The 25,686-nt window shown below is 63.4% G+C and carries 30 protein-coding genes, 1 tRNA gene and 1 pseudogene; 15 read left to right on the top strand and 17 right to left on the bottom strand.

The window, feature by feature from the left end; translation table 11 throughout:
• On the top strand, positions 1-845 hold an 845-nt coding region (locus VGL40_08495), incomplete at its 5' end, for a transposase (GenBank protein HEY3315294.1).
• 62 nt (positions 846-907) lie between these two features.
• Here VGL40_08495 and VGL40_08500 read toward each other — a convergent pair.
• From VGL40_08500 to VGL40_08510, 3 genes are all read right to left on the bottom strand, one after another.
• Complete coding sequence (locus VGL40_08500) at positions 908-1,096, bottom strand: hypothetical protein (protein HEY3315295.1); 189 nt, start codon at positions 1,094-1,096, stop codon at positions 908-910.
• Between the two features lie 280 nt (positions 1,097-1,376).
• Entirely contained in the window at positions 1,377-1,622 is a 246-nt protein-coding gene (locus VGL40_08505; protein HEY3315296.1) for a hypothetical protein, read from the bottom strand.
• Positions 1,623-1,633: 11 nt separating this feature from the next.
• Positions 1,634-2,470: a hypothetical protein gene (locus tag VGL40_08510; GenBank protein ID HEY3315297.1), complete on the bottom strand. Its 837-nt coding sequence runs from the start codon at positions 2,468-2,470 to the stop codon at positions 1,634-1,636.
• Positions 2,471-2,555: 85 nt separating this feature from the next.
• On the opposite strand from VGL40_08510, the gene VGL40_08515 reads away from it, so the two are divergent.
• From VGL40_08515 to VGL40_08530, 4 genes are read left to right on the top strand one after another with little or no spacing between them, the layout of a single operon-like run.
• On the top strand, positions 2,556-3,257 hold the full coding sequence (locus tag VGL40_08515; protein ID HEY3315298.1) for an HAD family phosphatase: 702 nt from the start codon (positions 2,556-2,558) through the stop codon (positions 3,255-3,257).
• 38 nt (positions 3,258-3,295) lie between these two features.
• Positions 3,296-4,648: a 6-phospho-beta-glucosidase gene (locus VGL40_08520; protein ID HEY3315299.1), complete on the top strand. Its 1,353-nt coding sequence runs from the start codon at positions 3,296-3,298 to the stop codon at positions 4,646-4,648.
• A gap of 38 nt (positions 4,649-4,686) precedes the next feature.
• A complete protein-coding gene (locus tag VGL40_08525; protein ID HEY3315300.1) occupies positions 4,687-6,147 on the top strand; it encodes a PTS transporter subunit EIIC in 1,461 nt (486 codons plus the stop codon).
• Positions 6,144-6,878, top strand: coding sequence for an alpha/beta hydrolase-fold protein (locus VGL40_08530; GenBank protein ID HEY3315301.1), 735 nt, complete (start codon positions 6,144-6,146; stop codon positions 6,876-6,878). Before VGL40_08525 ends, VGL40_08530 begins: the two co-directional genes overlap by 4 nt.
• Here VGL40_08530 and VGL40_08535 read toward each other — a convergent pair.
• From VGL40_08535 to VGL40_08575, 9 genes are all read right to left on the bottom strand, one after another.
• Positions 6,875-7,810 carry a GNAT family N-acetyltransferase gene (locus VGL40_08535; protein ID HEY3315302.1) on the bottom strand — a complete coding sequence of 312 codons (936 nt, stop codon included), beginning with the start codon at positions 7,808-7,810 and terminating at the stop codon, positions 6,875-6,877. The genes VGL40_08530 and VGL40_08535 overlap by 4 nt on opposite strands.
• A 103-nt stretch (positions 7,811-7,913) precedes the next feature.
• A complete protein-coding gene (locus VGL40_08540) occupies positions 7,914-8,702 on the bottom strand; it encodes an ABC transporter permease (protein ID HEY3315303.1) in 789 nt (262 codons plus the stop codon).
• Between the two features lie 12 nt (positions 8,703-8,714).
• Positions 8,715-9,704, bottom strand: a complete 990-nt coding sequence (locus tag VGL40_08545) for an ABC transporter ATP-binding protein (protein ID HEY3315304.1) — start codon at positions 9,702-9,704, stop codon at positions 8,715-8,717.
• 91 nt (positions 9,705-9,795) lie between these two features.
• A complete protein-coding gene (locus tag VGL40_08550) occupies positions 9,796-10,299 on the bottom strand; it encodes a hypothetical protein (GenBank protein ID HEY3315305.1) in 504 nt (167 codons plus the stop codon).
• Positions 10,299-11,348 (bottom strand): XRE family transcriptional regulator, encoded by a 1,050-nt coding sequence (locus VGL40_08555; GenBank protein ID HEY3315306.1) that lies wholly within the window; start codon positions 11,346-11,348, stop codon positions 10,299-10,301. Before VGL40_08555 ends, VGL40_08550 begins: the two co-directional genes overlap by 1 nt.
• A 147-nt stretch (positions 11,349-11,495) precedes the next feature.
• A complete protein-coding gene (arsB, locus tag VGL40_08560; GenBank protein ID HEY3315307.1) occupies positions 11,496-12,491 on the bottom strand; it encodes an ACR3 family arsenite efflux transporter in 996 nt (331 codons plus the stop codon).
• Positions 12,492-12,648: 157 nt separating this feature from the next.
• On the bottom strand, positions 12,649-13,596 hold the full coding sequence (locus tag VGL40_08565) for a permease (protein HEY3315308.1): 948 nt from the start codon (positions 13,594-13,596) through the stop codon (positions 12,649-12,651).
• Between the two features lie 30 nt (positions 13,597-13,626).
• Positions 13,627-13,866 (bottom strand): thioredoxin family protein, encoded by a 240-nt coding sequence (locus VGL40_08570; protein ID HEY3315309.1) that lies wholly within the window; start codon positions 13,864-13,866, stop codon positions 13,627-13,629.
• Positions 13,860-14,213, bottom strand: a complete 354-nt coding sequence (locus VGL40_08575) for a metalloregulator ArsR/SmtB family transcription factor (GenBank protein HEY3315310.1) — start codon at positions 14,211-14,213, stop codon at positions 13,860-13,862. Before VGL40_08575 ends, VGL40_08570 begins: the two co-directional genes overlap by 7 nt.
• Before the next feature lie 292 nt (positions 14,214-14,505).
• Here VGL40_08575 and VGL40_08580 point away from each other — a divergent pair, with 292 nt between their 5' ends.
• Entirely contained in the window at positions 14,506-14,862 is a 357-nt protein-coding gene (locus VGL40_08580; protein ID HEY3315311.1) for a metalloregulator ArsR/SmtB family transcription factor, read from the top strand.
• Positions 14,863-14,963: 101 nt separating this feature from the next.
• Here VGL40_08580 and VGL40_08585 read toward each other — a convergent pair whose 3' ends face one another.
• On the bottom strand, positions 14,964-15,680 hold the full coding sequence (locus VGL40_08585) for a TIGR01906 family membrane protein (protein ID HEY3315312.1): 717 nt from the start codon (positions 15,678-15,680) through the stop codon (positions 14,964-14,966).
• Positions 15,681-15,895: 215 nt separating this feature from the next.
• Between VGL40_08585 and VGL40_08590 the strand changes: the two genes are divergently transcribed.
• From VGL40_08590 to VGL40_08610, 5 genes are all read left to right on the top strand, one after another.
• Positions 15,896-16,282, top strand: a complete 387-nt coding sequence (locus VGL40_08590) for an MGMT family protein (GenBank protein ID HEY3315313.1) — start codon at positions 15,896-15,898, stop codon at positions 16,280-16,282.
• A gap of 20 nt (positions 16,283-16,302) precedes the next feature.
• Complete coding sequence (locus tag VGL40_08595) at positions 16,303-17,592, top strand: MFS transporter (GenBank protein HEY3315314.1); 1,290 nt, start codon at positions 16,303-16,305, stop codon at positions 17,590-17,592.
• 43 nt (positions 17,593-17,635) lie between these two features.
• Positions 17,636-18,106: a DinB family protein gene (locus VGL40_08600; GenBank protein ID HEY3315315.1), complete on the top strand. Its 471-nt coding sequence runs from the start codon at positions 17,636-17,638 to the stop codon at positions 18,104-18,106.
• A 104-nt stretch (positions 18,107-18,210) separates the two neighbouring features.
• Positions 18,211-18,939, top strand: a complete 729-nt coding sequence (locus VGL40_08605) for an RraA family protein (protein ID HEY3315316.1) — start codon at positions 18,211-18,213, stop codon at positions 18,937-18,939.
• Positions 18,940-19,199: 260 nt separating this feature from the next.
• Positions 19,200-19,281: transfer RNA gene (locus tag VGL40_08610), tRNA-Leu, on the top strand.
• On the opposite strand, the gene VGL40_08615 is transcribed toward VGL40_08610, so the two are convergent.
• The 3 genes from VGL40_08615 to VGL40_08625 form a co-directional block, all read right to left on the bottom strand.
• Positions 19,263-20,180 (bottom strand): recombinase zinc beta ribbon domain-containing protein, encoded by a 918-nt coding sequence (locus VGL40_08615; GenBank protein ID HEY3315317.1) that lies wholly within the window; start codon positions 20,178-20,180, stop codon positions 19,263-19,265. The genes VGL40_08610 and VGL40_08615 overlap by 19 nt on opposite strands.
• 147 nt (positions 20,181-20,327) lie before the next feature.
• A protein-coding gene (locus tag VGL40_08620) for an IS3 family transposase (GenBank protein ID HEY3315318.1) occupies positions 20,328-21,505 on the bottom strand; the annotation gives its coding sequence in 2 pieces (ribosomal slippage) (positions 20,328-21,241 and positions 21,241-21,505; 1,179 coding nt in all).
• Positions 21,453-22,160 carry a recombinase family protein gene (locus VGL40_08625; GenBank protein ID HEY3315319.1) on the bottom strand — a complete coding sequence of 236 codons (708 nt, stop codon included), beginning with the start codon at positions 22,158-22,160 and terminating at the stop codon, positions 21,453-21,455. The genes VGL40_08620 and VGL40_08625 overlap by 53 nt, the downstream gene beginning before the upstream one ends.
• A gap of 247 nt (positions 22,161-22,407) precedes the next feature.
• Between VGL40_08625 and VGL40_08630 the strand changes: the two are divergent.
• Positions 22,408-22,863: pseudogene (locus VGL40_08630) on the top strand (transposase).
• Here VGL40_08630 and VGL40_08635 read toward each other — a convergent pair.
• Positions 22,780-23,481, bottom strand: coding sequence for a transposase (locus VGL40_08635; protein HEY3315320.1), 702 nt, complete (start codon positions 23,479-23,481; stop codon positions 22,780-22,782). The pseudogene VGL40_08630 and the gene VGL40_08635 sit on opposite strands and share 84 nt — an antisense overlap.
• 309 nt (positions 23,482-23,790) lie before the next feature.
• Here VGL40_08635 and VGL40_08640 point away from each other — a divergent pair, with 309 nt between their 5' ends.
• Genes VGL40_08640 through VGL40_08650 form a run of 3 tightly spaced genes read left to right on the top strand, consistent with a single transcriptional unit; the run spans position 23,791 to position 25,396 of the window.
• On the top strand, positions 23,791-24,393 hold the full coding sequence (locus tag VGL40_08640; protein ID HEY3315321.1) for a hypothetical protein: 603 nt from the start codon (positions 23,791-23,793) through the stop codon (positions 24,391-24,393).
• Complete coding sequence (locus VGL40_08645) at positions 24,390-24,995, top strand: hypothetical protein (GenBank protein HEY3315322.1); 606 nt, start codon at positions 24,390-24,392, stop codon at positions 24,993-24,995. The genes VGL40_08640 and VGL40_08645 overlap by 4 nt, the downstream gene beginning before the upstream one ends.
• A 5-nt stretch (positions 24,996-25,000) precedes the next feature.
• Entirely contained in the window at positions 25,001-25,396 is a 396-nt protein-coding gene (locus tag VGL40_08650; protein HEY3315323.1) for a hypothetical protein, read from the top strand.
• Positions 25,397-25,686: the final 290 nt, after the last annotated feature.

Raw genomic sequence — 25,686 nt, forward strand, 5'->3', positions numbered from 1 at the left:
ACCGGGGGTTCTCCTCGGAGGACAACCTCCGCGAACTGCAGCGGACCGGCGGGCACTACATCGCCGGGGAACGGATGAGGAGCGGCAAGCCCGTGGTGGAAGAGGCCCTGTCCCGCCCGGGACGTTACCAGACCGTCCGGGACAACCTCGAGCTCAAGGAGATCGTGATCGGTGACGGTGAAGCCTGCGTGCGGTACATTCTGGCCCGTAACCCCCGGGAAGAGGAGCGGGACCGGGCCGCCAGGGAAACGGTCCTGAAACGGCTCAGGGAAGAGCTTACCCACCTGGCGGAAAAGCACGGTTCGCCGTACCCCAAGGCCGCTTGCGAGTTGATGGCCAACCAGGCCTACGGAAAGTACCTCAAGTTGGACAAACATGGCCGGCCGAGGATCGATCAGGACAAGGTGCGGGCCGAGGAACGGCTCGACGGCAAGTACCTCATCCGCACCTCCGACGACACCATCTCGGCGGAAAACGTGGCCCTGGGGTACAAGCAGCTTCTGGAGGTCGAGGACGCCTTCCGCACCCTCAAGACGACGCTCAACCTGCGGCCGGTGTACCACCGCCTGGAGGACCGCATTCGGGCCCACATCCTGCTTTGCTGGCTTGCCCTGCTCCTGGTCCGGGCGGCGGAACGGGGGACCGGCCAGACCTGGCGGGTACTGAGGGACCGCTTGGAGCGGATGCACCTCGGCGAGTTTGCCGGCGATGACGGCCGGGTTCTTCAAAGGACGGAGACGACCGCTGAGCAGAAGCAAATCTTTTCGGCTTTTAAGGTCTCAGAACCGTCCCGAATCCTTGGTATTACTGCAACCGATGCGAAAAAACCGGCCCCGGACACATAGTTACACGCCTCAAAAATCCCGATCCGGCAAGCCCTTATCTGGCGCCCTGTTGCGCCATTCTTTCACCTAGCGACTGTCGAACTCGGTTCCAGCGCCAGGTCCCCGTTGTCGTACTTGACCAGCGGGTGCGGCCCATCGACCCCGTACCAGACATACTGCTTGGCCGGGCCGATGGGCATCTCGAACTTGTAGCACCGAAAGGTCCCGGCCGGGACGGACACATCCTCGACTGCCGCGACTTTGCCCGACATCCGAGCCACCGAGCCCCGACGACGATCAGCCCATATTTGGCCTCGAAGCCCTCGCCCAGGGCCATCGCCCGTTGGACATAGAGCAGGCTGTCGTTGTCGAAGGCGTCCTTGGGGTACTTGAGGGTCATCGACTGCTTACCTTGCGGGGTGACGGCGCTCAGCTTGGCCCGACCGTTGGCATATTCGGCGTCAACCGTCGACCGCTGGCCCTGGGAATCGGCCTCCTTATGGGTCCTGACCGGCTTGAGGCCGGCGTCGACGGTGACCTCGTCCCGCGTCTTCAGCCGGGCGAGAAATCGTTCGTGGCGACAAAGACGAACCCGGAAGCAGTGGGGGTCACCGCGAAGGTCGCCGTCCCCACTTGCTGGCCGGCCTTCATCCAGACGTAGTTCACGGACTCAGGGGCGGACCAGGGAGCCGTCACGACCGGCCCGTTGGCACCCCGCGAGCACCCGGCCAGGGCCAGGGGAATGGCCAGGACCAGCCCCATGGTCAGGGCTAGGCGCCGGGCCTGATGCCGGTTCATCGAACATCCCTTCACTTCAACCGCACTCCCTTCGCCGGGCCGGTCCATCGGAACGTCAGCCACATGTAGATATACCCGAAAACGACCAGGGCCGGGGTGTAGGCCAGGTCTGGCGGGTAGTACCTGACCATCCCCGGAAAGGTCTGAGCCAGGACGACCGTCCCATCGACGAGGACGTGAAAGAGCATGGCCAGGGCGAAGAGGGCGACCAGGCGCCCCCGGTCCCGGCCCGCCGAGGGCTCCCGCGCCGGCGATGTGGCCAGCCGCTCCCTCGGCCAGCTAATCCCCAGGGCGATGATCACCCCCATGACCGCGTGGAGTTGGATCGCCCAGAAGCGGTCGTAGATGAAGAGCGGGACGAGGAAGGCCCCGAAGGTGTGCAGGCCGGTGTACTGGAAGACGCCGGGGTGGAGGAAGGCTAGTGATAGGAGGATGGCTTCCCCCGACCCATATCCCAGCCCGACCCAGTAGCCGAGGGTCAGGGCGGGGAGGCGGGCGAGGCGACTGGAGTCGTCGGCGGTCGCGGCCGGCGCCCGCCCGGCCTTGGCCGCCGCCCGGCGGGCCAGGACCAGGGCGACGAGGAGCGCGGCCAGCTTCCCAAGCTCCTCCCAGAAGGCGTTGTCGACCAGCAGGAGGAGGTTGCCGCCGAGGCCGACGCCCCGCATGACGAAATACCCTTCCCAAAGCTTCCTGAAGATGACCGCAAAACAGGTGATGAAGCCGAGAAAGAACACCCCGGCCAGCCCTGTGGGGCTCAAAGCGGTTCGGGCAAGCTGCCGCCGCCCTGCCCACCAGGCCACGGCCGGTAGGGGGACGACGTTGGTCAGGATCATCCCGATAAAGAGCACGGTGTTTCCTGCTGACCACGCCCCTGAGAGGGCTTTGGAGTGTCCGGGGCGAACCTTCGATTAGCTTGTTCACAGGGGGATCAGAGTGAAAATAGCTCTTGTAGATGTCGACGGCACCCTGGTCGACGGGCAGACCTATCGGCCGCTGACCCGGCTCCTCTGGGCCCGGCCCCACCTCAGACCGCTGATCGTCCTTCTCTTCTTCCAGCTCATGCCCGGCCACCTCCGGCGCAACCGCTCAGCTGAAGACCGCATTGCCAGTCAGAACGGGTGGACTCGGGGCTACACGCGCCTCCTCGCCGGGATGACCCTCGAGGAGGTGGCCGAGATCATGAAGGACGCCTGCGAGGACTTGGTGCCCGTGATACGGCCAGAGATCCTCCGGGAGATGGCGATCAGGCGGGCCGAGGGCTGCGCCGTGACCCTCGCCTCAGGCTCGATGATGCCCTTTCTCGACCAGCTGGGGCCGATGGTCGGGGCCGCCGGGTGGGTCGGCACGCCGGTGGAGATTCGGGACGACCGCTACACGGGGCGCCTGGACGGCCCCCCCTGCAGCGGGGTGGCCAAGCCCATGTATGCCGAGGCATTGCTCAAAGTGGCGGCCGACGGGATCGACTGGGAGGCGTCCTGGGCATACGGCGACAGCCTTTCCGACCTGCCGATGCTCGAACGGGTCGGCCACCCGGTCGCGGTAGCCCCGGAGCCGGGCCTGGCCGCGGAGGCCGTCCGACGGGGTTGGAGGGTCTTGGAGATGGCAGGGAATGAGGTCCCCGGACAGAATACCTAGGCGACTCGAACCGAGTGCGTACTTGGAGGCATGGACTGATGACCGACAAGCAAGGCTACAATGTCGCCGTCCTGGGCGGTGGGAGCGCCTACACGCCGGGATTGGTCGCCGGCCTGCTCCGGCTGGGCGACAGGCTACCCCTGGCCCGCCTGGTATTGGTAGATATCGATGAACATAAACTCAAGGTGGTCGGCGAACTGGTCCGGCACATGGTCGAGACCTCCGAGGCCGGCCGCGGGACGGTCGTCTCGATGACCGCGGACCGCGTCGAGGGCTTCAAGGGCGCCGACTTCATCCTCAGTCAGATCCGCGTCGGCGGCCTTGCCCACCGGGCCCTCGATGAGCGCATCCCCAACCGCTACGGTGTCCTCGGCCAGGAGACGACCGGCCCGGGCGGATTCGCCATGGCCCTCCGGTCGATCCCGGTCATGCTCGACGTGGCCCGCGACATCCGACGGGTCGCCCCCGAGGCCTGGCTGATCAACTACACCAATCCGACCGGGCTGGTGGCCGACGCCCTCCACCGCTACGCCCCGGACTGCCGGGTCATCTCCATCTGCGACATGCCCATGGCCGTGCAGTTCCTCGTCTCCAAGCTCCTCGGGATGCCAATGAACTCCCTCTCCGTCGACTACGTCGGTTTGAACCACCTGGGCTGGACCCGTCACCTCTACCACCAGGGCGTGGACCTGATGGACCAGCTCCACGGGATGGTCTCCCAGCTCATCCAGCTCGGCCCGGCCCTCAAGCAGATGATCCCCAAGGAGCTGGGCATCGGCGACGAGAAGGAACTCGACGAGATCATGGTCATCCTGAAGATGTTCCACCGGCTGAGGGTCATCCCCTCGCCGTACCTCCAGTACTACTACGACAAGGACGAGTCGGTCAAGAAGCAGCTGGCGGCCGGGAAAACCCGGGCCGAGGTGGTCATGGAGATCGAGCAAGACCTCCTCGGCTTCTACGGCGAGATCACCCGGGACAAGCAGCCCGAGCTATGGAAGAAGCGCGGCGGCGACTGGCACGCCGACATGATGATGGGCCTTGTCGCGGCCATCGCCAACGACACTCACGAGGTCTACATCGTCAACGTCCCCAACCGCGGGGCGGTCGAAGGGATCAGGTTCGACAAGGTCGTCGAGATCCCCGCCGTCATCGGGCGGGACGGGGCCAGGCCGCTGGTGGTCGGCCGAATCGAGCCGGACATGCTCGGGCTGATGCAGGTCATCGCGGCCTATGAGGAACTGACCGTCGAAGCCGCCGCCGAGGGCTCCAGGGAGAAGGCCCTCCGGGCCCTGTCCATCCACCCACTCATCCCGTCCCTGGACGTGGCCGAGAAGATTCTCAATGACTATCTGGAGGCCCACCGGGAGTTCCTGCCGACGTTCCGCTGAAAGACCCCACACAGAGACCCCACATCGGAGGAGAGACCATGAGACGGGCCCTTCAGAAGTTCGCCACCGCGGCCCTGACGCCCATCGCCGTGCTGCCGGCCGCGGCCTTGCTCTATGCCCTTGGGGCGGTCGTCCCCATCCCGGTGGTGGCCAAGGCCCTCACCACTTCGGGACAGGTCCTCTTCGAGAACATCGGCCTCATCTTCGGCATCGGTATCGCCGTCGGGCTGGCCGACGGAGAGGGCATCGCCGGCCTGTCGGCCGGCGTCGGCTACGTGATCATGGCCGGCATCGGCCGGGCGATGGTTCCCGACTGGAACCTGGGCATCCTGGCCGGCCTCATCGCCGGGCTCCTCTCGGCCTACTTCTTCGCCCGCTACCACGCCATCCGCTTCCCCGACTACCTGGCCTTCTTCGGGGGGCAGCGCTTCGTCCCGATCATCACGTCCCTTGCCAGCGTGGTCTTCGGGCTCCTCCTCGGCTGGGTCTTCCCACCGGTCTCGGCGGGCATCACCGCTCTCGGCGATTGGATGGCCCGCTCCGGGGTCTGGGGCGTGGCTTCGTACGGAGCCGTTGAACGGGCCCTCATCCCCACCGGCATGCACCACTTCCTCAACGGCGTGGTCCTGCTGCTCCAGGGGACCTACAACGGCGCCCACGGCGACCTGCCGCGTTTCTTCGCCGGCGACCCAACGGCCGGATACTTCATGGGCGGCTCCTACCCGATCATGATGTTCGCCTTCCCGGCCGCCTGCCTGGCCATGTACCACGAGGCCATCGGGCCCAAGCAGCGCCGGGCGATCAAGGGGCTCCTGCTGACGGCCGCCCTGACCAGCTTCATCACCGGCCTGACCGAGCCGGTCGAGTTCACCTTCGTCTTCACCGCGCCCATCCTCTACGTGGTCAACGTCGTCTTCACCGGCCTGTCCTTCGCCCTCTCCTACTTGCTCAACATCAGGGCCGGCTTCTCGACCTCGTCGGGCGTTTTCGAGTACATCGTCAACTTCTACCGCGGCCAGAACGTCATCCTCCTGATCCCGCTCGGGGTCCTCTTCGGCGCCCTCTACTACTTCACGTTCCGCTTCCTCATCCGCCGCTTCAACCTGATCACTCCGGGGCGGATGGAGGAAGAAGGGCTGGACGCCGGGACGACCCAGATGCTCGACGCCATCATGAGCGGGCCGGGGAAGAAGCAGGCGATGGGGGAGGGGGCGGTGGTCCAGCCGGCCATCACCGCCGCGTCGCCGTTGCCCGAGCGGGCCCGCGGGGTCATCGAAGCCCTCGGCGGCCTGGCTAACCTGGAGAGCGTCGACACCTGCCTGACCCGCCTGCGGGTGGTGGTTAGGGACGAGGGCAAGATCAACGAGCCCTATTTGAAGCAGCTCGGCTCGATGGGCAAGGTCCGGACCGGGAAGAACGTCTATCAGTTCGTCTTCGGGACCATCTCCAACGACCTGAGGGCGGAGGTTCGGAAGATCATGAAGGCGGAGAAGAAGTGAACGGGGCTGGGGCGACCTGGACCTTCGCTCAATTGAGGGAGGACCCGTCGCTGATCACCGCCGAGCTGCGATCGCCCGCCTTCCACCCCGAGGGGATCATGAGCGTCCTCTACGAGGGCGACCCGCCGACGATTCCGGTGTGCTACGCAGAGTGGATGGAAGCGCCCCGACCGCTCGAGAACATTTCGGGCACGCGCTTTTGGGGGGCGGACTTCCCGACTTCCCCCATCGCCGACGACGTCTGTTCGACCGTGCCCATCCTGGCTCAGGACGCGGCGGAATGGATTGACGGGACGCCCCTTCTGTCCCACCGGCACACCGTCGCCCTGCGCGGGCCCGGGCTGTCGGCGCCGCTGGAGGCCGAGGGCATGCCGTCCATTCTGGTCGAGGACTTCGCCATGCCCGCCCCAGGCTTGGCCGGGGAGGCCAGGCGGGTCCGGGTCCATCTCCCCCACGACTGCCGGGTCGGCGAACCCTGCCCGGCCCTCTTCATCTTTGACGGCCAAGTGGTCGCCAATCAGTTCCCCGTCATCCCCGACACCCTGCGCCACCGAGGCCGGATACCTCCGGTGATCCAGGTGGTCATGGACTCCGCCGTCGGCCAGCGGCAGAGCGAGTACCTGGCCGACCGCCCGCGCAACGCGGCCGCCCGCCTGGTCAAGGCCGACGCCCTCGACTGGCTGCTGGGGACGATTCCTCAGGCCGCGTCCCCCGCCCAGGCCGCGCCCTAGCCCTTGGCCGGCGAGCCGATGGCGTAGGCCGTCGGCGACTGCCCCAGACGCTCCGACGGCCCGAGGACCATCCGCCAGGAGAAGCCGTGTTCCTCGAGCCCAAACCGCCCGACCGCCTCGACGGCCCGGGGGTTGCTATCGAGGACCCCGACGGCGATGGGGAGCTCACCGGCCGGCGCGGCCGCCTCGGCCTGTGCCGCCAGCAAATCAAGGGGACGCTCAACGCCCGGCCCGACGACCCATGGCCCGGCCGAGACGGCCCTAGCCCCCCGGCGCCCGAGGATGAAGCCGGCGACGCCGCGGGCTGATGAGCCAGCCCGACCCTCGTTCACGGCCTCAGCCACAAAGGCCAATTCGGGAGACTGGCGAAAGCGCCGCTCGAGGAAGAAGCGCCGGTCGGCGCCGAAGGACTCGCGGTCCAGGGCGCAGACGGCGGCGAGGTCGGCCGCCGCCATCGGCCGGACGGCCCAGAGCTTCCGCTCCGCGCCGTCACCCGTGTCCGCCCGCTTACCCGCGTCCGCTCCGTCGCCCTCGGGCCGAGCCGCGCTCCCCCGGAACCGCACGGACTTGCAGATCTTCCTGAACCCGACCCGCTCGTACATCGGCACCGCCGCCGGCACCCCATCAAGGTACACGCTGGCGCAGCCCCCGGACCGCAGATGGTCGACGGTCGTCTCAAGGAGCCGCCGGCCGATACCCCGCCCGCGGGCCGCCCTGACGACGATGAGCCCCCCGACGAAGCCGGCCTCGCCGTAGGGCGTACCCACGCAGAGACCGATGCGCCGGCCGTCCTCCTCGGCGACGAAGGAAGCCTCCGGCGCGTATTCAAGCCCCGCCTTGAACTCCTCGCGGCCGTGATTGGTCCAGCCCTCCTCGGCCGTCCGCTCAGCGGCGAAGTCCAGGTCCAAAGGCAACATCCGACGGATGTTCATGCCCGTTTCCTCCTCGGTGGCCGCGTTCAGCTAACAAGAGAACCGGAAGGAACACGATCGTGTTCTTTCCGGTTCTGTCTTTGACACCGGGGCGCAGGCCCCTTCACCACTTGGTCAGGATGGCCTCCCGCCGAAACAGGCCGGTGGCCAGCCGGAAGAGGACGATGTCGATCACCGCCACGATAGCCGCCACAACGAACATGACCTTCGGGGTGATCAGCATCAGGCCGGTGGTCTGCCCGATCATCAGGCCGACGATTGGGATGACCAGCATCGCCGTGACCTGCTGGGCCGTGCGGTAGCTGGAGACGCGGCTGGAGACGAAGACGGCGAAGGAGACGCCCAGGAACAGCAACAGCGGGACGAAGACGAAGATGGAGAACAGCCAGACACCGTCGGGGAAGGTCGGGTGACCGAAGGCCCGCGCCGTTCCGATCCGGGCGAAGATGGTATAGATCCCGAAGCCGAGCCACGAGGCGCCCAAGCCGAGGATGAGCGAGGTCAGGATCTTGCCGAAAAAGAGCTCGTTGTCGGTCAGCGGGGCGACGCACAGCGGCTCCAGCGTCCGCCGTTCCTTCTCGCCGGCGAAGCTATCGGCGGCGATGATCGAGGTGACCGCCAGGGGGATGATCCAGAACATCGGGAAGGCGATGACCTTGGTCAGCATCGTCACCAGCATTTGCTGGGGGGTGGCCCCTGGCGGCAAGCCGAGTGAACCCCAGGGGATGTTCTCCACCCCGTGCATGCCCTTGGCGCCCTTGATCGGGTCAAGCATCATGAACCCGAAGATGCCCACCAGGAGCACCGGCGGGAGGATGACGCTGGCGGCCAGGTTCAGGTCGCGGAAGATCTCTTTCAACTCGCGCTTGGCGATGACGAAGGCTTTTCGCATGTCAGGTTCCTCCTACTCCTCTTCCCTGGAGTCGCGCATCAACTCGAGGTAGACGTTCTCCAGGGACTGCTCCTCTTCGTTCAGGGCGACGACCCGGCCGCCGGCGGCCAGGACCTCCTGAAGCAGGAGCGGGTTAAGCGCCTCGGGGTCCGTCGTCGTGTAGGTGATGACGTCGCCGGCCTGCTGGACACCGGTGACCTCGGGATGCTTGGCGGCGAAGGCCTTGACGACCTCGGCCGACTCGGCGGCGCGGGCGGCGACATGAATCTTGCAGAGCCGTTCCTTGCCCCCGGCCAGCCTCGCCCGAAGCTCGTCGGCGCTGCCCTGGGCGACCACCCGTCCCTGGTTGATCAGGGCGATCCGGTCGCACAGCCGCTCGGCCTCGGGCAGATTGTGGGTGCAGAGGACGAAAGTCCGCCGCTTTTCCGCCCGCAGCTCGAGGACATAGTCGCGGACGACCTTGGCGCTTTCCGGGTCCAACCCGGAGGTGGGCTCGTCGAGGAAGATGACCTGGGGGCCGTGGATGAGCGTCCGGGCGATGGCGATCTTCTGCTTCATGCCCTTGGAGAACCGCGCCAGGCGGTCATTCCGGCGCTCCCAGATGCCCATCATCTTGAGGAGCCGTTCGGATGAGGCCCGGATGTCGGCCGCCGACATCCCGTAGAGCTCGCCGAAGAAGCCGAGGTACTCGAGGGCGTTGAGGCGGTCGTACAGGCCGGGGCTCTCGGTCAGCAGGCCGATGTGCTCCCGGATGCGCTCGGCGTTCCCCGGGGCGGTTATGTCCATCCCGAGGACCTGGCCGCTGCCGCCGGTCGGCTGATACAGACAGGCGAGCAGGCGAACGGTGGTCGTCTTGCCGGCCCCGTTCGGCCCCAGGAGGCCGAAGATCTCGCCCGCCTTGACCTCGAAGTTCACGTCGCGCAGGGCGACCGTACCGTTGAAGGTCTTGGCCAGATTGTAGGCGGCGATGACGGAGGCGCCGGATTCTTGGTTCTGAGTCATGGTGACCCGCCTTTCCAATATGGGCCTATTCAGTGTACTAATTCGCTAGTACACTAATACGCTACGACTATACCAAGAATGCCTTAGATTGTCAACCGGTGGCCGAGCCTTCGGTTAGGGACTTCGCAGCCCAGCTCCTTATCATCCTTTGGCACTCCACGGCGGGCAGACGACTGCCGGCTTTCAGCGTCGCCCTCACGGCCTCAATGGCCTTCCCGGCCGATACGGCCCCTGCGGACACCAATACGTCAAGGACCCATAGTGTTCCGTGGACGGTGACCCCATTCTTCTTTGCTGCGTTCTTAAGGGGCCTATCCCCCGTTACTAGGACGGCCCCCAGCCTTTGAGCCAACACCAAGACAGATGCGTCCGCCATAGACATGCCGCGGTCTGATTCCAGTAGCTTACTGAAGCCCTCTACCTGGCTCGGGGTGTGTCGCACAATATGAATGCCAAGTCTCCTTACTTGAAGCCTAAGCGGGTTGGTCAGTTCATTGTTGACGAAGTCAGTAGTGGATAGGGTGGACGGACAGCCACCAAGCTTGTCCAGGATGCCACCATCATCCAAATCGATAATGACGCAAGCATCGACCACTAACGGTGCGGAAGTTTCCATAGTCGGCCCATCTCCGCCAACGGCTTGCCTAGCAGCTCAGCCGCCCTCGAGCGAGTGATCAGGTCCATGTCCACGGCCCGGCTGACAAGCAGTTGAGCCCGCCATGCAGTTTCCGGTGGAACCTGGCGGCCAGGCTCGGTGATCTTCCAGCTGTTCTTCCGGAACTGGTTGAGCAGTGCCGACGCGAGAGATCGTGTAATCACTCCGACCTCCTCGGCCCGGTGGATCCAGGCCTGCATGCTCAGCCCGTACTTGGCCTTCAGCATCTCTAGCTCACAGAGGCTGAGCGACATCCGCTTCTGTCCCAGCTCCGCCACGACGCGCTCTTGCGGAGCCAGGAAGGCCCCGGCGTATCTGTGGCAGACAGCCTCTTCTTCACAGTCACCCACCGGCTTCAGGACCAAATGACCAAGCTCATGAGCCATGCTGAAACGCTGCCGATCCCCCGGCAGATTCGAGTTGACCGAGATGACTGGCCGGGCCTCTTGGGACTGCAGGATACAGGCGTCAAAACCAGGCGGCCCCTCGATCAAAAGCACCCTCAGTCCGAAGTCTTCCAGGGTCGAGGTCAGGTTGGCAATGGGACCTGAGCCAAGTCCACATTTGCGCCTGAGAGCGGAGGCAGCGTCTTCAATCTCGTTAACCGACCGGACCTCTGCCCTATGCTCGGGGAGGCTTCCGGGCAGACTCTCGGCCGGCTGGGAGCCTGGAAGCAGGTTTTCGATATCTATCAGTCTTTCCAAGGCTTCCCTTGATTTTTCGAGAACAACCCCCTGGGCCTTCGGGGAAAGGTCCGGGATGCACCGATGAGCGGCGATGGACAGCTTCCGGCTTTCAGGCCGATAGAAGTACTCGGGCCTCACCTCAAGGGCGACCGACAGCCTCAAAAGCGCTGCCGAACTGGGTCTATTTAGGCCACGCTCATACTTGGATATGGCCTGAGCGCTCAAGCGAGACCTGGCGGCCAAGTCACGAAGACTGAGGTCAGAGGCCTTACGCGCCATCCTGATGCGGTCACCGACCGGCATACAGGCATCCCCTCCTTGCGGTTTACATTATGCCACACAAGACGCAGAAATGTAAACCCAGACCGCTCGACACCCAGCGACAAACGAAGGGCGCCGCTTGGTCTGGCCAAGCGGCGCCCGAGTCAGAAGTCAGTGGTCACAGCTCCGTCAGCTATCCCGCTCGGTTTCCCCTCCGAAGTACTTCCGCCTGAACCCCAGGGCCACGTTGACCAACCCCAGCATCACCGGCACCTCGATGAGCGGGCCGATGACGGCGGCGAAGGCCTGGCCGGAATTGAGGCTGAAGACCGCCACGGCCACGGCGATGGCCAACTCGAAGTTGTTCGAAGCGGCGGTGAAGGAGAGGCTGGCCGTCTTCGGATAATCCACCCCCAGCCTCAGGCTGAGGAAGAACGAGACCAGGAACATGACCACGAAGTAGATGATCAGCGGGATGGCGATGCGGACGACGTCCATCGGCAGCTGGACGATGTAGCTACCCTTCAGAGAGAACATCACGACGATCGTGAAGAGCAGGGCGATCAGGGCCAGCGGGCTGATTGTTGGAACGAACTTCTTCTCGTACCACTCGACGCCCATGCGGGGGGCCAGGATGGTCCGGGTCAAGAAGCCCGCCAGGAAGGGGATGCCAAGGTAGATGGCGACGCTCTTGGCCACCTGCCCGATGGTCACGTGGACGACCGTCCCCTTCAGCCCGACCCAGGCCGGCAGGATGGTGATGAAGACGTAGGCGTAGACCGAGTAGAAGAACACCTGGAACAGGGAGTTGAAGGCGACCAGGGCGGCGGCGTACTCGCTGTCTCCGTGCGCCAGGCTGTTCCAGACGATGACCATGGCGATGCAGCGGGCCAGGCCGATGAGGATGAGGCCGACCATGTACTCGGGGTAGCCACGAAGAAAGATGATGGCCAGGACGAACATCAGGACCGGGCCGATCACCCAGTTCTGAACCAGTGAGAGGGTCAGGACCTTGCCGTTCCTGAAGACCTTACCGAGCTCGTGGTAGCGGACTCTGGCCAGCGGGGGGTACATCATGACGATCAGGCCGATGGCGATGGGAATCGAGGTCGTCCCCACCGACAGTCGGTCAAGAAGGGCCGCCACGCCGGGGAAGACGTAGCCCAGGCCCACGCCGAGGGCCATGGCCAGGAGGATCCAGACGGTCAGAAACCGGTCGAGGCTGGACAGGCGCGCAGTCCCTTTCCCGTTGTTCAAGTCGTTTCACCTCTCCGCGTTCAGCGGTGGTAGGTAGGATGAGCGGGAGCGGATTTCGGAGCGCAGACCGCGACTGTGGCCGCGGTCACAACACCGCATTGAAGAAGTAGCCGATGGCCGTGATGGTGACGGCCCCGATCCCGAAGTAGATCGCCAGGAGCTTCGGCTTGAGGACTTTCCTGAGGATGATCGCCTCGGGCAGCGAGAGGGCGGTGACGGCCATCATGAAGGCCAGGGCCGTGCCCATGGCCATACCCTTCTCCATCAAGGCCTGGACGATGGGGATGGTCCCGGCGGCGTTGGAGTAGAGCGGGACGCCGATGAGGACGGCCACCGGGACGGCCAGGGGGTTGCCCCTGCCGGCCACCGTGAGCATCAGATCCTGGGGCACGTAGCCGTGGATCGCGGCCCCGGCCCCGATGCCGATGATCACGTAGAGCCAGACCTGGCGGAGGATCTCCCGGACATAGTCCCTGGCGTAGATCAGGCGCTCCCGCCAGGAGGGATTGGGCACGTCGGCTTTCCCCACCTGGATCTGCCAGACATAGTCCTCGACCCACTTCTCCAGGTGCAGGCGACCGATGATGATCCCGGCGACGATGGCCACGGTCACCCCGGCACCGATGTAGAGGACGGCGATTCTCCAGCCGAAGAGCCCCCAGAGCATGACCAGGGCCACCTCGTTGACCATCGGCGAGGAGATGAGGAAAGAGAAGGTCACCCCTAGGGGCACCCCCGATTCGACGAAGCCGATGAAGAGGGGCACGGCCGAACAGGAGCAGAAGGGGGTGACGATGCCGAGCAGGGCGGCCAGGACGTTGCCGACGTACTCGTTGCCCCGAGCCAGCACCCGCTTGGTCTTCTCCGGGGGGAAGAAGCTCCTGATGATGGCGACTAAGAAGATGATCGTCGCCAGCAGGAAGAGGACCTTGACCGCATCATACAGGAAGAAATCGACCGACTCTCCGAGGCGGGAGCCTGGGGTCAGCTTTATCAGGTTGAAGGTGAAGTAATCAACGACGGCTTTCCACACGGAGAACGCGCCCCTTCCTGACCGGCCCGCCTACGGGCGGAGCAGCTTGGCCAGCTCGGCCCGGTTGGGGACCCGACCGGCGACGAGGACCTTGCCGTCGACGACCAGAGCCGGGGTTTGCATGACGCCGTACTTCATGATCTCGGCCGGCTCATGGACATGCCCGACTTCGGCGCCAAGTCCCAGGTCCCGCAGAGCCTCTTTGGTGAGGCGCTCCAGCTCATTGCAGCGCTGGCAACCGCCCCCGAGAATCTTCACTTCCACTAGCATCGATCTCCTTTCTGTGATTCCCGGCTGCGCTCCTCGCTCAACCGGGCGGCGACCTCGCGCATGGCCGGGATGTCCGCCAGGTCGGCCTTCAGGAAGGCCTCCAGGGCGGCGCGGAAACGGGCCAGCCCCTCCCGGTCGACCGAATAATGTGACCACTGGCCGGCCGGTCGCTCCTTGACCAGCCCGGCCCGCTTGAGCTTGGCCAGGTGGTTGGAGACGGTCGGCTGGGACAGTCCGATCGACGGCACGATCTTGCAGACACAAAGCTCCTCGCGTTCGACCAGCTTGAAGATCTTCAAGCGAGTGCCGTCGGCCAGGGCCTTCAGTTGTTCCAAGAGTTCGTCCACGATGGTCACCCCTAAATCGACTAATAGCTATTTGCCTATGACCATTCTATGTCTCAGCGGGCCGGAGTGTCAATGGCGAGGAGACGGTTCGCCCGTTTTTTTCCTTGTTACCTTAGGAACTGTCGTCTTGGGCCGGGTAGAGGGTTTCTTGGACCGATCACGGCGGCGCCGTCGCTAGGGCGACAGGGGGGAGCCTTAAGGGCCTCGGTCCACACATTCGATAATCAGCATGTAAGCATGGACTAATCCAGACATAACCATTAGCCATAATGAGCCACGGGGAGGGGCGACCATGACTCCAGACCGCCTGGCCGAGGTGATGAGGGCGATGTCCGATCCACTCAGGCTCCGCATCCTCGGGTTGGTCAAGCCGGGGGAGCTCTGCGTCGGCGAACTGGTAGCCGCTTTGCACGTCAGCCAGCCTACCGTCTCGCAGCACCTGGCCCGCCTCAAGGCGGCTCGACTGCTGAAGAGCCATCGCCGGGGGCAGCGGGCTTTCTATGAGTTGGACCCCGAGCCCGAGGTGACCAGGCTGGTCGAGGCGGCCCTCGGCGTGGTCGGCCCCCTCGGCAGGGAATGGTCCAGGCTGAAGGTCTTCGCCGCCGATTCGGCCGCCCGACGTCGGCAGCCGCCGCACGACGAGGACTGAGGGGTGCGGCCCGGCGCGGCCCCGGGGACGACAAGAAAACGAGGCAGGCCCGCGGGCCTGCCTTCGGTCGTCAATGGGCGATTGGTCAACGCATCCGGACTTCAGGCCGGGCTGATCCGACCGCCGCCCCTCCGGTGCCGGCTGCGCCGCAGGTAGTACCAGGCGGCCCCGCCGAGGACAAGCAGCGTCCCCGCGAAGATGGTCACGACGCGGACGGCGATGTCGTAGAAGAACTCCTCCGGGAACATGTTGATCATGATCGACGTGTCCGGGTCCAGTTGCCACAGGTTATTGCTGAAGAAGACGTAGTGGAACTGATCCCAGAAGCCGGTGAAGTTGAGGTTGAACAAGACCACCAGGCCGGCAAAGACCACCAGCCACCCCGCGGTCACCCCGACGAAGCTGCGGGCCAGGACGGCCAGGCCGCGTCCGCCGGCCAGGAGCCGGAGGACGAGGGCCAGGGTGGCGGCCAGGGCCAGGGCCCACCACCGCAGGGCGAAGCCCTTCATGAAGAGGACCCTGACATCGACCATGTGCTCCGTCTCGCGCTCGTCGAAGACCAGACGACGCTGACCGTTGACCGTCGCCTCGACCTTCATGTCCGGCCGCTTGCCCCGGGCGTAGTCGAGGAGCACCCCGGTCGCCTTCATCAGATCAGGCTCGGACATGCCGATGGCGGCCGGTCGGTCGTACTTGCGGTATTCGGCTCGATAGAAACCCGGGTTGAAGGCCACCAGTTGAAGGGCCGTGAGCAAGACGACGAGGGTGAGCGACAGGCTTGCCGCCGTGCCCAGGATGGACGCAGGGGCTTTCTTCATGAGGTCGCCTCCATGATCCCGCCTCCATGATCCCGCCGGCGGGCCGGCTATGCTGCTCTAAGCCTTTTCTTCACCGCCAGGCGGATTCCTGTTGCCTATTCTTGCCGGCCCGAGAGGACGGTCGCGGCCAGCAAGACCGTCGCGAACTGAAGATCTCCATCCTCCTTCCGAAGGAGTTCGGCCGGGGCGGCGACGAAGGACCACGTCGGAGGATCATGAACGGGGGGATCGGGGTGCAGGAAAAGGCCGCGGAGAAGAGCTTCTTTCGAGAGGTCTGGGAGGTCGTCGCCCGAGTTCCCGAGGGCAAGGTGGTCAGCTATGGCCAGATCGCCGCCTGGCTCGGCAAACCCCGGGCGGCCAGGATGGTCGGGTGGGCGATGCACAGCGCCCCGCGGGACCTGAGGATCCCCTGCCATCGAGTGGTCAGCCAGTCCGGCCGGCTCGCCCCGGGCTGGGAAACCCAGCGCGACGAGCTCGAGGCCGAGGGCGTGGCGTTCCGGGCGAATGGCTGCGTCGACATGGGCAAGCATGCCTGGGCTGGACGGGGCGGGGCCAGGCGCGGAGGAGCCGGGCGGGGCTCGGCCGGAAGGACTCGGGCCTAGGGCAGAGAATCACACCACATATGCGCCAACCCGACCACCTCAGCCTTGAACGCCCCAACCAACGCCACAACTTCATCTGCCTGCTGTTGGAAGGGACCCTCTTCGCCTGGGGGTCGGCCTTCGCCGATAGCTCGACGGTCCTGCCGGTCTACATCAGCACCCTTACCAAGTCCAGCGTCCTCGTGGGTCTGGCGGCCACCCTGAGGAACGGCGGGTGGTTCCTGCCGCAGTTGTTGGTGGCCAACTTCGCCGCCAGGTACAAGAGAAAGATGCCCATCTCCATCGTGGGGATGGTCATCCACCGGTCGAGCTATCTGCTGATGGCCGCCTGCGTCCTGGGCCTCTCGTTGGGGCATCCCGGCCTGGCCCTGACGTTGTTCCTTTTCTTCCTGACCACGCTGGCCCTCGGCGACGGCATCGGCGGCGTCCCGTACATCGACATCACCGGGAAAGTCATCCCCGACCACCGGCGCGGGCGCCTCTTTGGCTGGATGCAGGCCTCCGCCGGGATCATGGCTTTCCTTTCCGGCTTCGTCATCAGGGCCATCCTCGGCCGTCCGTCCATCCCCTATCCGCAGAACTACGCCCTGATCTTCTTCATCGGCTTCGTCATCACCGTGGGATCACTCGTCATCTTCCTGATGATCAAGGAACCGGCCGGCGAGACCCACGTCGAGCACTCGAACTTCATCGAGTACATCCGGCTCATGCCGCGCTACCTACGGGAGAGCCCGGACTACGCCCGGATGGTCCTGACCCGTCTGGCCTCAAACTCCATCTTCCTGACCTTCCCGTTCTACGCCATCTTCGCCAGGGAGCGGCTGAACTTGCCGGCCGAGACCGTCGGCATCTTCGTCTCCGCGCAGATGGTTGGGTCCGTCCTCGGCAGCCTGGTCATGGGGCACATCGGCGACCGCTTCGGCAACCGCTTCGTCATCCGCTGCGTCTGCGCCCTGGTCCTGCTGCCCCCGCTGGCCGCCTTGGCCGCCTCGCCGGCGGCCGCGGCCGGGCTGAGGACCCTGGCGATGGTCCTGATGTTCCTCCCGTTCGTCCTCATCGGCGCCTACTTCTCGTCCGCCTGGATCGGCTACACCAACTACCTGATTGAGGTCGTGCCGGCCAAGATGCGCCCGGGCTACGCCGGGTTCATCAACACCGTGATGGTCCTGACCAGCCTGCTGGCGATGGTCGGCGGGGTGATCGTGCAGTACCTTGGCTACGAGGCCGCCTTCGTCGTCAACGTGGGGACGGCGGCCATCGCCCTCGCCTTGAGCGCCAGACTGCGGGAGCCGCGAAAGGCCCAGGGGTGACGCCGGGCCGAGCGGCGAGACGGATAGGGGAGGGAAAGAGCCGATGCTGGATGCGATTCGAGCCCTCTACGCCTATAACGAAGACGTCCGCAGGATCCTCTTCGAGACCGTGGCCGGCCTGTCGGAGGAAGAGTACCGGAAGGATCTGGGGACCGGGTTTCGGGCCATCTCCGGGACCCTCTGGCACATGGCCGGAGCTGAGGACTTCTGGATGGGCCGGGTGCTGACCGGCGAAGGCCCGTCGCTTCCCGAGGTCGAGCGGGTGCCGATGCCCGAGGAACTTCGCCGGCTCTGGGCCGGCCTGGCCGAGCGGTCGAAGCGGTACATCGCCGGCCTCAGCGAGGCCGACCTGGGCCGGGAGATCATCTGGCACTGGAGCAACGGCCAAGAGGTGCGGTTTGCCGTCGGCAAGGCCTTGCTGCATCTGACGACCCACGAGATCCACCATCGCGGGCAGGTCGTGGCGATGCTCAGGCTGCTTGGGCACGTGCCGCCGGAAGTGGACTTGATCTAGAGGGCGCGGGGAAAGCAGCGGCGCGGCGCCACGCGGAGCCACGCGGAGCCACGCGGAGGTGCTGAAGGATGGCCAAGAGCCGAACGATGGCCGAGAACCGACGGATGACCGAGAGCCGGGGGCCAACGTTCAACCAGAACGTGGCTGGCGAGTGGGAGAAGCTGTCGACTCCGCTGGTGGCCGACGCCTGCCTGCGGGTCGGCGTGCCCCTGCGAATCGGGCCGCCGGGACTGCGGCCGGTGATGGCGGGAGCCCGCCTCGCCGGACGCGTCCAGCCGGCCGGGCATTACGGCAGCGTGGACGTCTTCCTTGAGGCCATGTCGATGGCCAACCCGGGGGACGTCCTGGTCATCGACAACGGCGGAAGAACCGACGAGGGCTGCATCGGCGATCTCACCGCCCTCGAGACCAAGGCCTGTGGGCTGGGCGGGCTCGTCGTTTGGGGCTGCCACCGGGACACGCCGGAGTTGCGCCAGATCGGCTTCCCGGTCTTCAGCTACGGGACCTGGCCGGCGGGGCCGGTGCGCCTCGATCCGCGGGATGCCGCCGCCCTCAAGACCGCCCACTTCGGGCCCTGGCAGGTGGGCCGCGCCGACGTGGTCTTCGCCGATGAAGACGGGGCCATTTTCGTCCCCGATGGCCGAGCCGTGGAGGTCCTCGGCGCCGCTCATGACATCTACGAGAGAGAGCGACGGCAAGCCGAGCGGATCGTGGCCGGCGAGACTCTTCATCGGCAATTGCGTTTCGAGGAGTTTCTAACGAAAAGATCCTTGGACCCTGCCTGCACACTGCGAAAACACCTTCGCGCGATCGGTGGGGCGATTGAAGAATGACGGCCCTCGGCCGGTCGTCGACCTGCCTTCGATCGGCGCCGCCGTTTGACTTTGATGCGACCCTTTGCTAAGATGAGAATGCTCGGCGAGCGGTGATGACAAAGGTCAGCACGAAGCCGGAGTCAGCATCCGTTTTCCCGCGGCGGGAGACGGCAAAAGACGTGTTCAGTTGACCTTTCGAACCGGCCATGATAAAATTAATCGCTGCTGATGAACACCAGCAGCGCGTGATGAACACCTAAGTGAATTTAATAGACTTCGTCGGGATGGCGGAACTGGCAGACGCGTACGTTTGAGGTGCGTATGGAGAAATCCGTGGGGGTTCAAGTCCCCCTCCCGACACAGATACTTTGCACTGCGAGATCAGGGTAGAAATGGACCCTGATTTCGCGCTTTTCTGGGTCAAATTCCATATTGCGAATGAAGGTCCGAACGAGCTGCTTTCGTTCCGGCCAGGTCGCGGCATCATAGGCTGTCTTGAAGTTCGAAAGGAACTTCTCGACGGCCTCTTCTTCTATCTGCGTGGCGGCGGGAGGGGCCTTGCGAAGCCTGATCAGGTCGTCGTCGATGCCGGCGATCTCGTCACGGAGCTTATGGGTCTCGGGGATGACCACCTCTGGCGGCATGCCGGCCTTGACCGCGTCCAAGAGCCGTTGCAGCTGAAGGACGAGGTCCTGTTTCTTATCAGTGAACCGCTTTATGGACTGGTGATAGTCTTGGGCGGTGGTGTCCATGTTGTTCTTGACCGAGGCGACGATCTCTTTGATTCGCTTGGGGGTCTGATAGCGCTTTTCGAGCTCGCTGAGGACAGAGCGTTCAAGCCACTCCTTGTCGATGATCGTGTGGTAGGCGCAACCCGCCGTCCCTCTGGAGCGGGCGTTGCCACAGACGTACTTGTACCATCGTTCGGCTCCGTTGCGGTAGCCGATCATGTTGCCACCGCAAGCCGTGCAGGTGAAGAAGGGCATTCCTTCAAGGGCGGTGCCGGTGAAGAGATAGGGGCTCACGGAGGCCGGGGCAAAGCGGTAGTTGCGGCGGGCCTTGGCCTTGCGGGCCAGGAGGGGGACCAGTTGGTCCTTGTCGATCAGGGCGGGGTGGGCGTTCTCAACCTCGGTCCATTCCTCGCGAGGGTTGAACCTGACTCCCTTCTCCTTGTGGTTCTCCTTGTTCCAGAAGGCAGTGCCCGCGTATTGTCGAGGCGGTTGTCGCGGAGCATTTCGGCAATGGTGCCAGTCGACCAAGGGCCTTTTCCTGAGGGGCAGGGGATACCCTTCTTGTTAAGGTGGTCCCGGATGGCCTCATAGGACATGGCCTTTTCGAGGTAGAGGTCGACGACTATCATTTTGGTCTTGCCCCGGTTCCGTAGACAGGTTTCGACTTGGTTTTCCTTACGCTGCCTTCTCTGCTCGAACCCGATCTTCATATTCCGTAGGGGACGAGTAGCCGAGACTGGAATGTAGCCGCTGACGGTTGTAGAAGACCTCGATCCATTCGAAGATGGCCTGCGTAGCCTGAGCCCGCGTCCGCCAGGTCCGCCCCTCAATCAGCTCCGCCTTGAGTGTTGCGAAGAAGCTTTCCGCCACTGCGTTGTCGAGGCATTCGCCCTTCCGGCTCATCGAGGCGGTGATGCCGGCGCCGGCCAGGGCCGCCTGGTAGACCGCCGAGGTATACTGGCAGCCGCGGTCGGTGTGGTGCACTAGTTTGCCCGGCCGAGGGCGTCGACGCCGGACGGCCATGTTCAGGGCGTTCAGAGCGAGTTCCGTCCGCAGGTGGTCGGCCATCGACCAGCCCACGACGCGCCGCGCGTAGCAGTCCAGGAGCGTCGCCAGGTACAGCCAGCCCTCCTGGGTCGGTACATAGGTGATATCCCCAAACCAGAGCCGGTTCGGAGCCTCGGCCACGAAGTTCTGGGCCAGCAGGTTGGGGGCGACCGGTGAGCTGGGGTCAACGACCGTTGTCCGCACCCGGCGCCGCGGCCGGCGGACGCCGGCAAGGCCGTTTGCTCGCATCAGCCGGGCGACACGCTTCCGCGAGGTGGCCACGCCTTCCGCGGCAAGCTTGGCTCGCACCCTGGGCGCTCCATAGGTCCCCCGGCTGGCCCGGTGGATGGAGTGGATGCAATCCGTCAGGGTTCTGTCCTTCTGGGCCCTCTGTGAGGGGCCGCGATGCCGCCAGGCGTAGTACCCAGCCCGTGAGACCATCAACACACGGCACATGAGCGAAACCGCGTGATTCGCCTTCTCCACCTCGATGAACCGATACCGGCTCACCGGGTCTCGCGCTCCTTCGCGAAGAAGGCCGCGGCTTTCTTTAGGATCTCGCGCTCCTCGCGCAGTACCCTGTTCTCCCGCCGCAGCCGCTGCAGTTCGGCCTTCTCGTCGCTGGTCAGATCGCCCGGCCGGCCACGGCCGGCATCGGCTTCCGCCTGGCGCACCCAGCGACGCAGCCCTTCCCCGGAGACCCCCAGTTCCCTCGCAACCTCGAGGATCGACTTGCCGCTCATCCGTACCAGCTCAACAGCCTGGGCCCGGAACTCGGCGGGATACGGGGGATGGTTTCTCGGCATTGACCCCACCCTCTCTGGACTTCTCTACACCCCAAGTGTAGGGTTGTCCACGAAAACGGGTCAAGCCCATCTTGGCGATGGGGGCCGTCTTGGGGTCGAGCTCCCAGATGGTCTCTATGATGGGCTTACCTTTAGAGTCCTGGCCCCGGTTTACCCTGACGGCGCGGTAGCCGTAGGGCGTCCGTCCTCCGTTCTTGTAGCACCAGCCGGTCTCGGGGTCGCGGGCCTTGATGTTGCCTTGCATGCCTCTGACAGTATGGAAGGCTATCTCTCGGCTGGCGGCCTCGTTCTTGGTCTCCATGATGCCGTTAAGCCAGACACCTTGGACGGAATTGGGGTCGACGACTGGCTCACTAACGGCGATCAACTGGACGCCATGCTCTTGGAGCATGAATGTGACCGTGGAAGCGTGGCGGCGGGTCCTGGCGAAGCGGCTTGAGTCATCGACTAGGATGAACTTGGGGCGCTTCTGGATAGCCTCGTTCAGCATCCGGTCAAAGCCGGGCCGGTCCTCGTCGTTGTAGGCGGAAGAGGAGTCCTGGAAGTGCTCCAAAATCTGAATCCGGTTCTCGCGGGCGTACTGACGCGGGCATAGGCGAAAGCCGTAGTCACGGCGGCCACCACCTTTCGCGGTGGACATTCGATACTGGGCCAATTTTCCCTCATTGACAGAATATGGATAGGCGGTGTATGCTCTGAGCAGAAGATTGAGAAGGGGAGTGTGTTTACTACATTAACCCTGCGTAGAGCCGGGGGGGCTCTGGGTGGGTAAGCAAAGGACTCAGGAAACAAAACCTGTTCACAGCGATCCGACGGGGGGCATGCTTGGGTATGCCCTCCGTTTTGATTCTCCGCCGGGCAGCTGTGAAGAGGGACGGCATGCTCTCGCCGCAGGGCTCAAGGCACCGACGGAGTTCGGCTACAAGGTCATGCTCCAGGAGGCGGAAGAGCTCTTCATAACGGGATATGAAGTCCACCGGGGCAACCCCCAGGATGCCTCGCTGTTACCGGCCGCGGTGGACCGGCACAAGAGGGTCTTCGGCCATGCACCTGAACGGCTGGCGGCAGACCGCGGCTTCGGCACCCCTACCAATGACCGGCTGCTCAGCGAGAGTGGGGTGAAGCGCATATCGCTCCCCCGCTCCGGAAAACTCTCACCGACCCGACAAGCCTATCAAAGGCAACGATGGTTCCGCAATCTGCAGCGCTGGCGGGCTGGAGGCGAGGGGACCATCAGCCTGCTCAAACGCAAGTATGGCCTGCGCCGATCGAGGCTACGTGGCCATCGCGGGGTGCGGTGCTGGGTGGCCGGGGCCATTTGGGCTCACAACCTGAACCGCCTGGCGACCATGGGATAGAGCTGAGGACAGGGTAGGAGAAGAACAGCCATTCAGCCAGTCGGCCTTCGAGTCCTTGCTTGCAGAGGACTGGATGAACCATATTTCAGCGGAATCTAGGTAAGCCCAGTAGTCGCGCGGAGTCTTTGCCACTACGACTGTCTCCTTGCTGCCGTGACTGGCATTGGCCCTGATGTGAGTGGAGTCGGTCACAACGGCTTCGCCCTGGACCAATCCCGCAGCTTTGCACTGCTCAACGATCTCCTCGAAGAAGGCCAGGAAGAGGTCCGTGCCGGCGAAGCGTTCATTGCGGTTCCGGGACAGCGTGGAGTGATCCGGGATCCGGTCGTCGACCTGAAGATCGAGGAACCAGCGATAGGCCAGGTTCAACTTGATCTCCTGCTCCAAGCGGCGTTCGGACGGGATCCCGTACAGATAACCGATCAGCCACATCTTGACCAGCCTGATCGGATCAATCGACGGGCGACCCTTGTCACTGTAAAGATGGCGAACTCTGTCCCGGACGAACTTGAAGTCAACCTTCTCTTTGATCAGGCGGAGCATGTGGTCCTCTGGTATATAATCGTCCAGGTTTATGCACAGCAGCCTTGGCTGTGTCTGATCCTGCTCGTCAACCACGCGAGACCACCCTTTCGTGCCATCCCTACTGGATAAATTCGGCATGACACAGCTCAAACCCTTGGGCCACAACGGAAAAACCCCGGTCGACTAGCGATAGTCGATCGGGGTTTCTCAACAGGTCCCAGGTGGCCCGGGCACTTCACTTGATTAGTACAAGAGTAATGGAGTCATCGGCTAACGACCAGTGTCATCCTTACGTGCCAGGAGGTGGAAGGAAAACGGTCAAGTTAGGGCGAAAGCTAAAGGCAAAAACAAAACAGGCCGATACCTCTATAGAGGTTCCGAGCAGTTAGGGGGGGGCCGGAAATGAACCTTGTTCTGAAGAAGATCAAAGCAAAGGCTCACCTAGATGAGAGTTTGGATATGGACAACAAGGAAGCGTTGGGGCGAGTTTTCGCCGAGCTGAGCCCAGCGTTTTCTTCTGTTGAACGACTGTTCGGGTCAGTCATGTATTTTAGTGACCTCGAGTTCTTAGCCATCGATTCAGATAGCATTGAGCTCTCTGCCCGTAACCCCAAGGGTTGTGAAGTCTACACCCAGCGTCTATTGGATCTGCAAGGCCACATACTGGCAGCATTCGGAAGGCCGGAGGGGGCTAAGAGGTTCGCAATCGAGCACAGCTATAAGCTGACGCTAGGCGTGCAACCAGAGCTTTCTAAGGCCATCAGCGCCAATCAGGACGAAGATGTGAAGCTAGAACCGCAATTGATGGGCGGACATTTCACCCACCAATCTAGGAACGTAGGGGTTGTCTTGGCAGAGTCCGGAGATGATGGCTACGATGTGGCTACTTTTGCCAATATTCCGGCCAACGATATAACCCAGGTCTTCCCAGTCCTCGATTCTGCTGCGTTATCCTTGGCTCGTTTCCTGGCTCGTAGCCACGGCTTGGAGGTTGATGGAGTGTGAGCCAGGTTCTGCCAGCAGCTGATTGGCCCGAAAGGTCTGACCAGAGGGCCGTCCTAGGTTCTTCTCTAGCCAGCGAGTACATAGAATTGTTCCGCAGGATGGTCCTAAATGGTCCCGAGGGAAAGCGGTCCAGACTAGCGCCTGAATTCGTAAGGGAGTTCGTTGTTCGTTTTTTTGGCCGTGCGGCTAACTGGAGAACGCCTTTTACCGGGGAATGGCAGGATAGTAAAAAACAGGCATATTCCATAGCGGATAGTAGCACCCTAAGTCTTGCCTTAAGTGCTCTGCTAGAACGTGGAGGGCAGACGGTGGGGGAAAACGTAGACACGGTCCTGCTTTACGAAGATGCTCGGGAGCTTTTTTCTGGAATCGACCAAGTCATTGCAGTGCACGCACTTCAATGTGCAAGTAGCGTGTCTTTTTACGTTTTAGTCAATATGCCGACATGCGATGTCGAGGTGATAGATCAGGTATATGATGTCGACTTTCAATTAAGGACTAAATATCCGGAGATTGATATTGATCTGAAACTTGTTCCCTGTCCTCTTGCTGATAAGAGCCATGTGGTTCCTGAAAATGCTACTGCAATACTCCAGAGGTGAGTGTTGTGTCAGACAAAGGAGACCACCTCACTCAGGCCGAACACAATGAAGCACTGGCTAGCGAACTGACGGCCGTTGCACCCATGAAGTATAAAGACTGGGCAGTGACGGTTTGTTTTTATGCCGCGTTGCACTACGTAGAAGCTGCAGTTTTCCCAAGACATTGTGATAAGGAGGCCGCCGCTGCCAAGAAGGGCAAGCATACTTACAGGGTTGGGGTTGTTGAGAAGAAATGGGGCAAGCCGGCGGGAAAGCTGTATTTTAGGATGAGGATGGCGTCGGAAACAGCAAGATATCTTTCTAATGGCGGTACTCCCGGTGGAAGCTTCTTGAGCGATGCAGCCACCTTACGTTTTTTGAACCAAGATCTTAAGGATCTGAAGGCGTTCTTGCATGTCTAGTGCGGGATAGCCCAATACATTACCAACCCGCATTCAGTAGTGCACAGTCCCCGTGTCCCCCTCCCGACACTAAAGAGCCCAGCTAGACATGCAAATGTTGGCTGGGCTTTTTGCCTGTACTTATGGTAGAAATGGTTTCGTGGCTTTAGCCCGAGTTCGACAGTCACTAGGTAAAAGAATGGCGCAACTGGGCGCCAGAGAAGGGTTTCCACGATTGGGTCTTTTGGGGCGTGTATCTATGTGTCCGGGTCCGGCTTTTTCGCACCGGTTGCAGTGATACCAAGGATCCG

Source organism: Bacillota bacterium (assembly GCA_036504675.1).
GTDB lineage: Bacteria > Bacillota > Sulfobacillia > JAJYWN01 > JAJZPE01 > DASXUT01.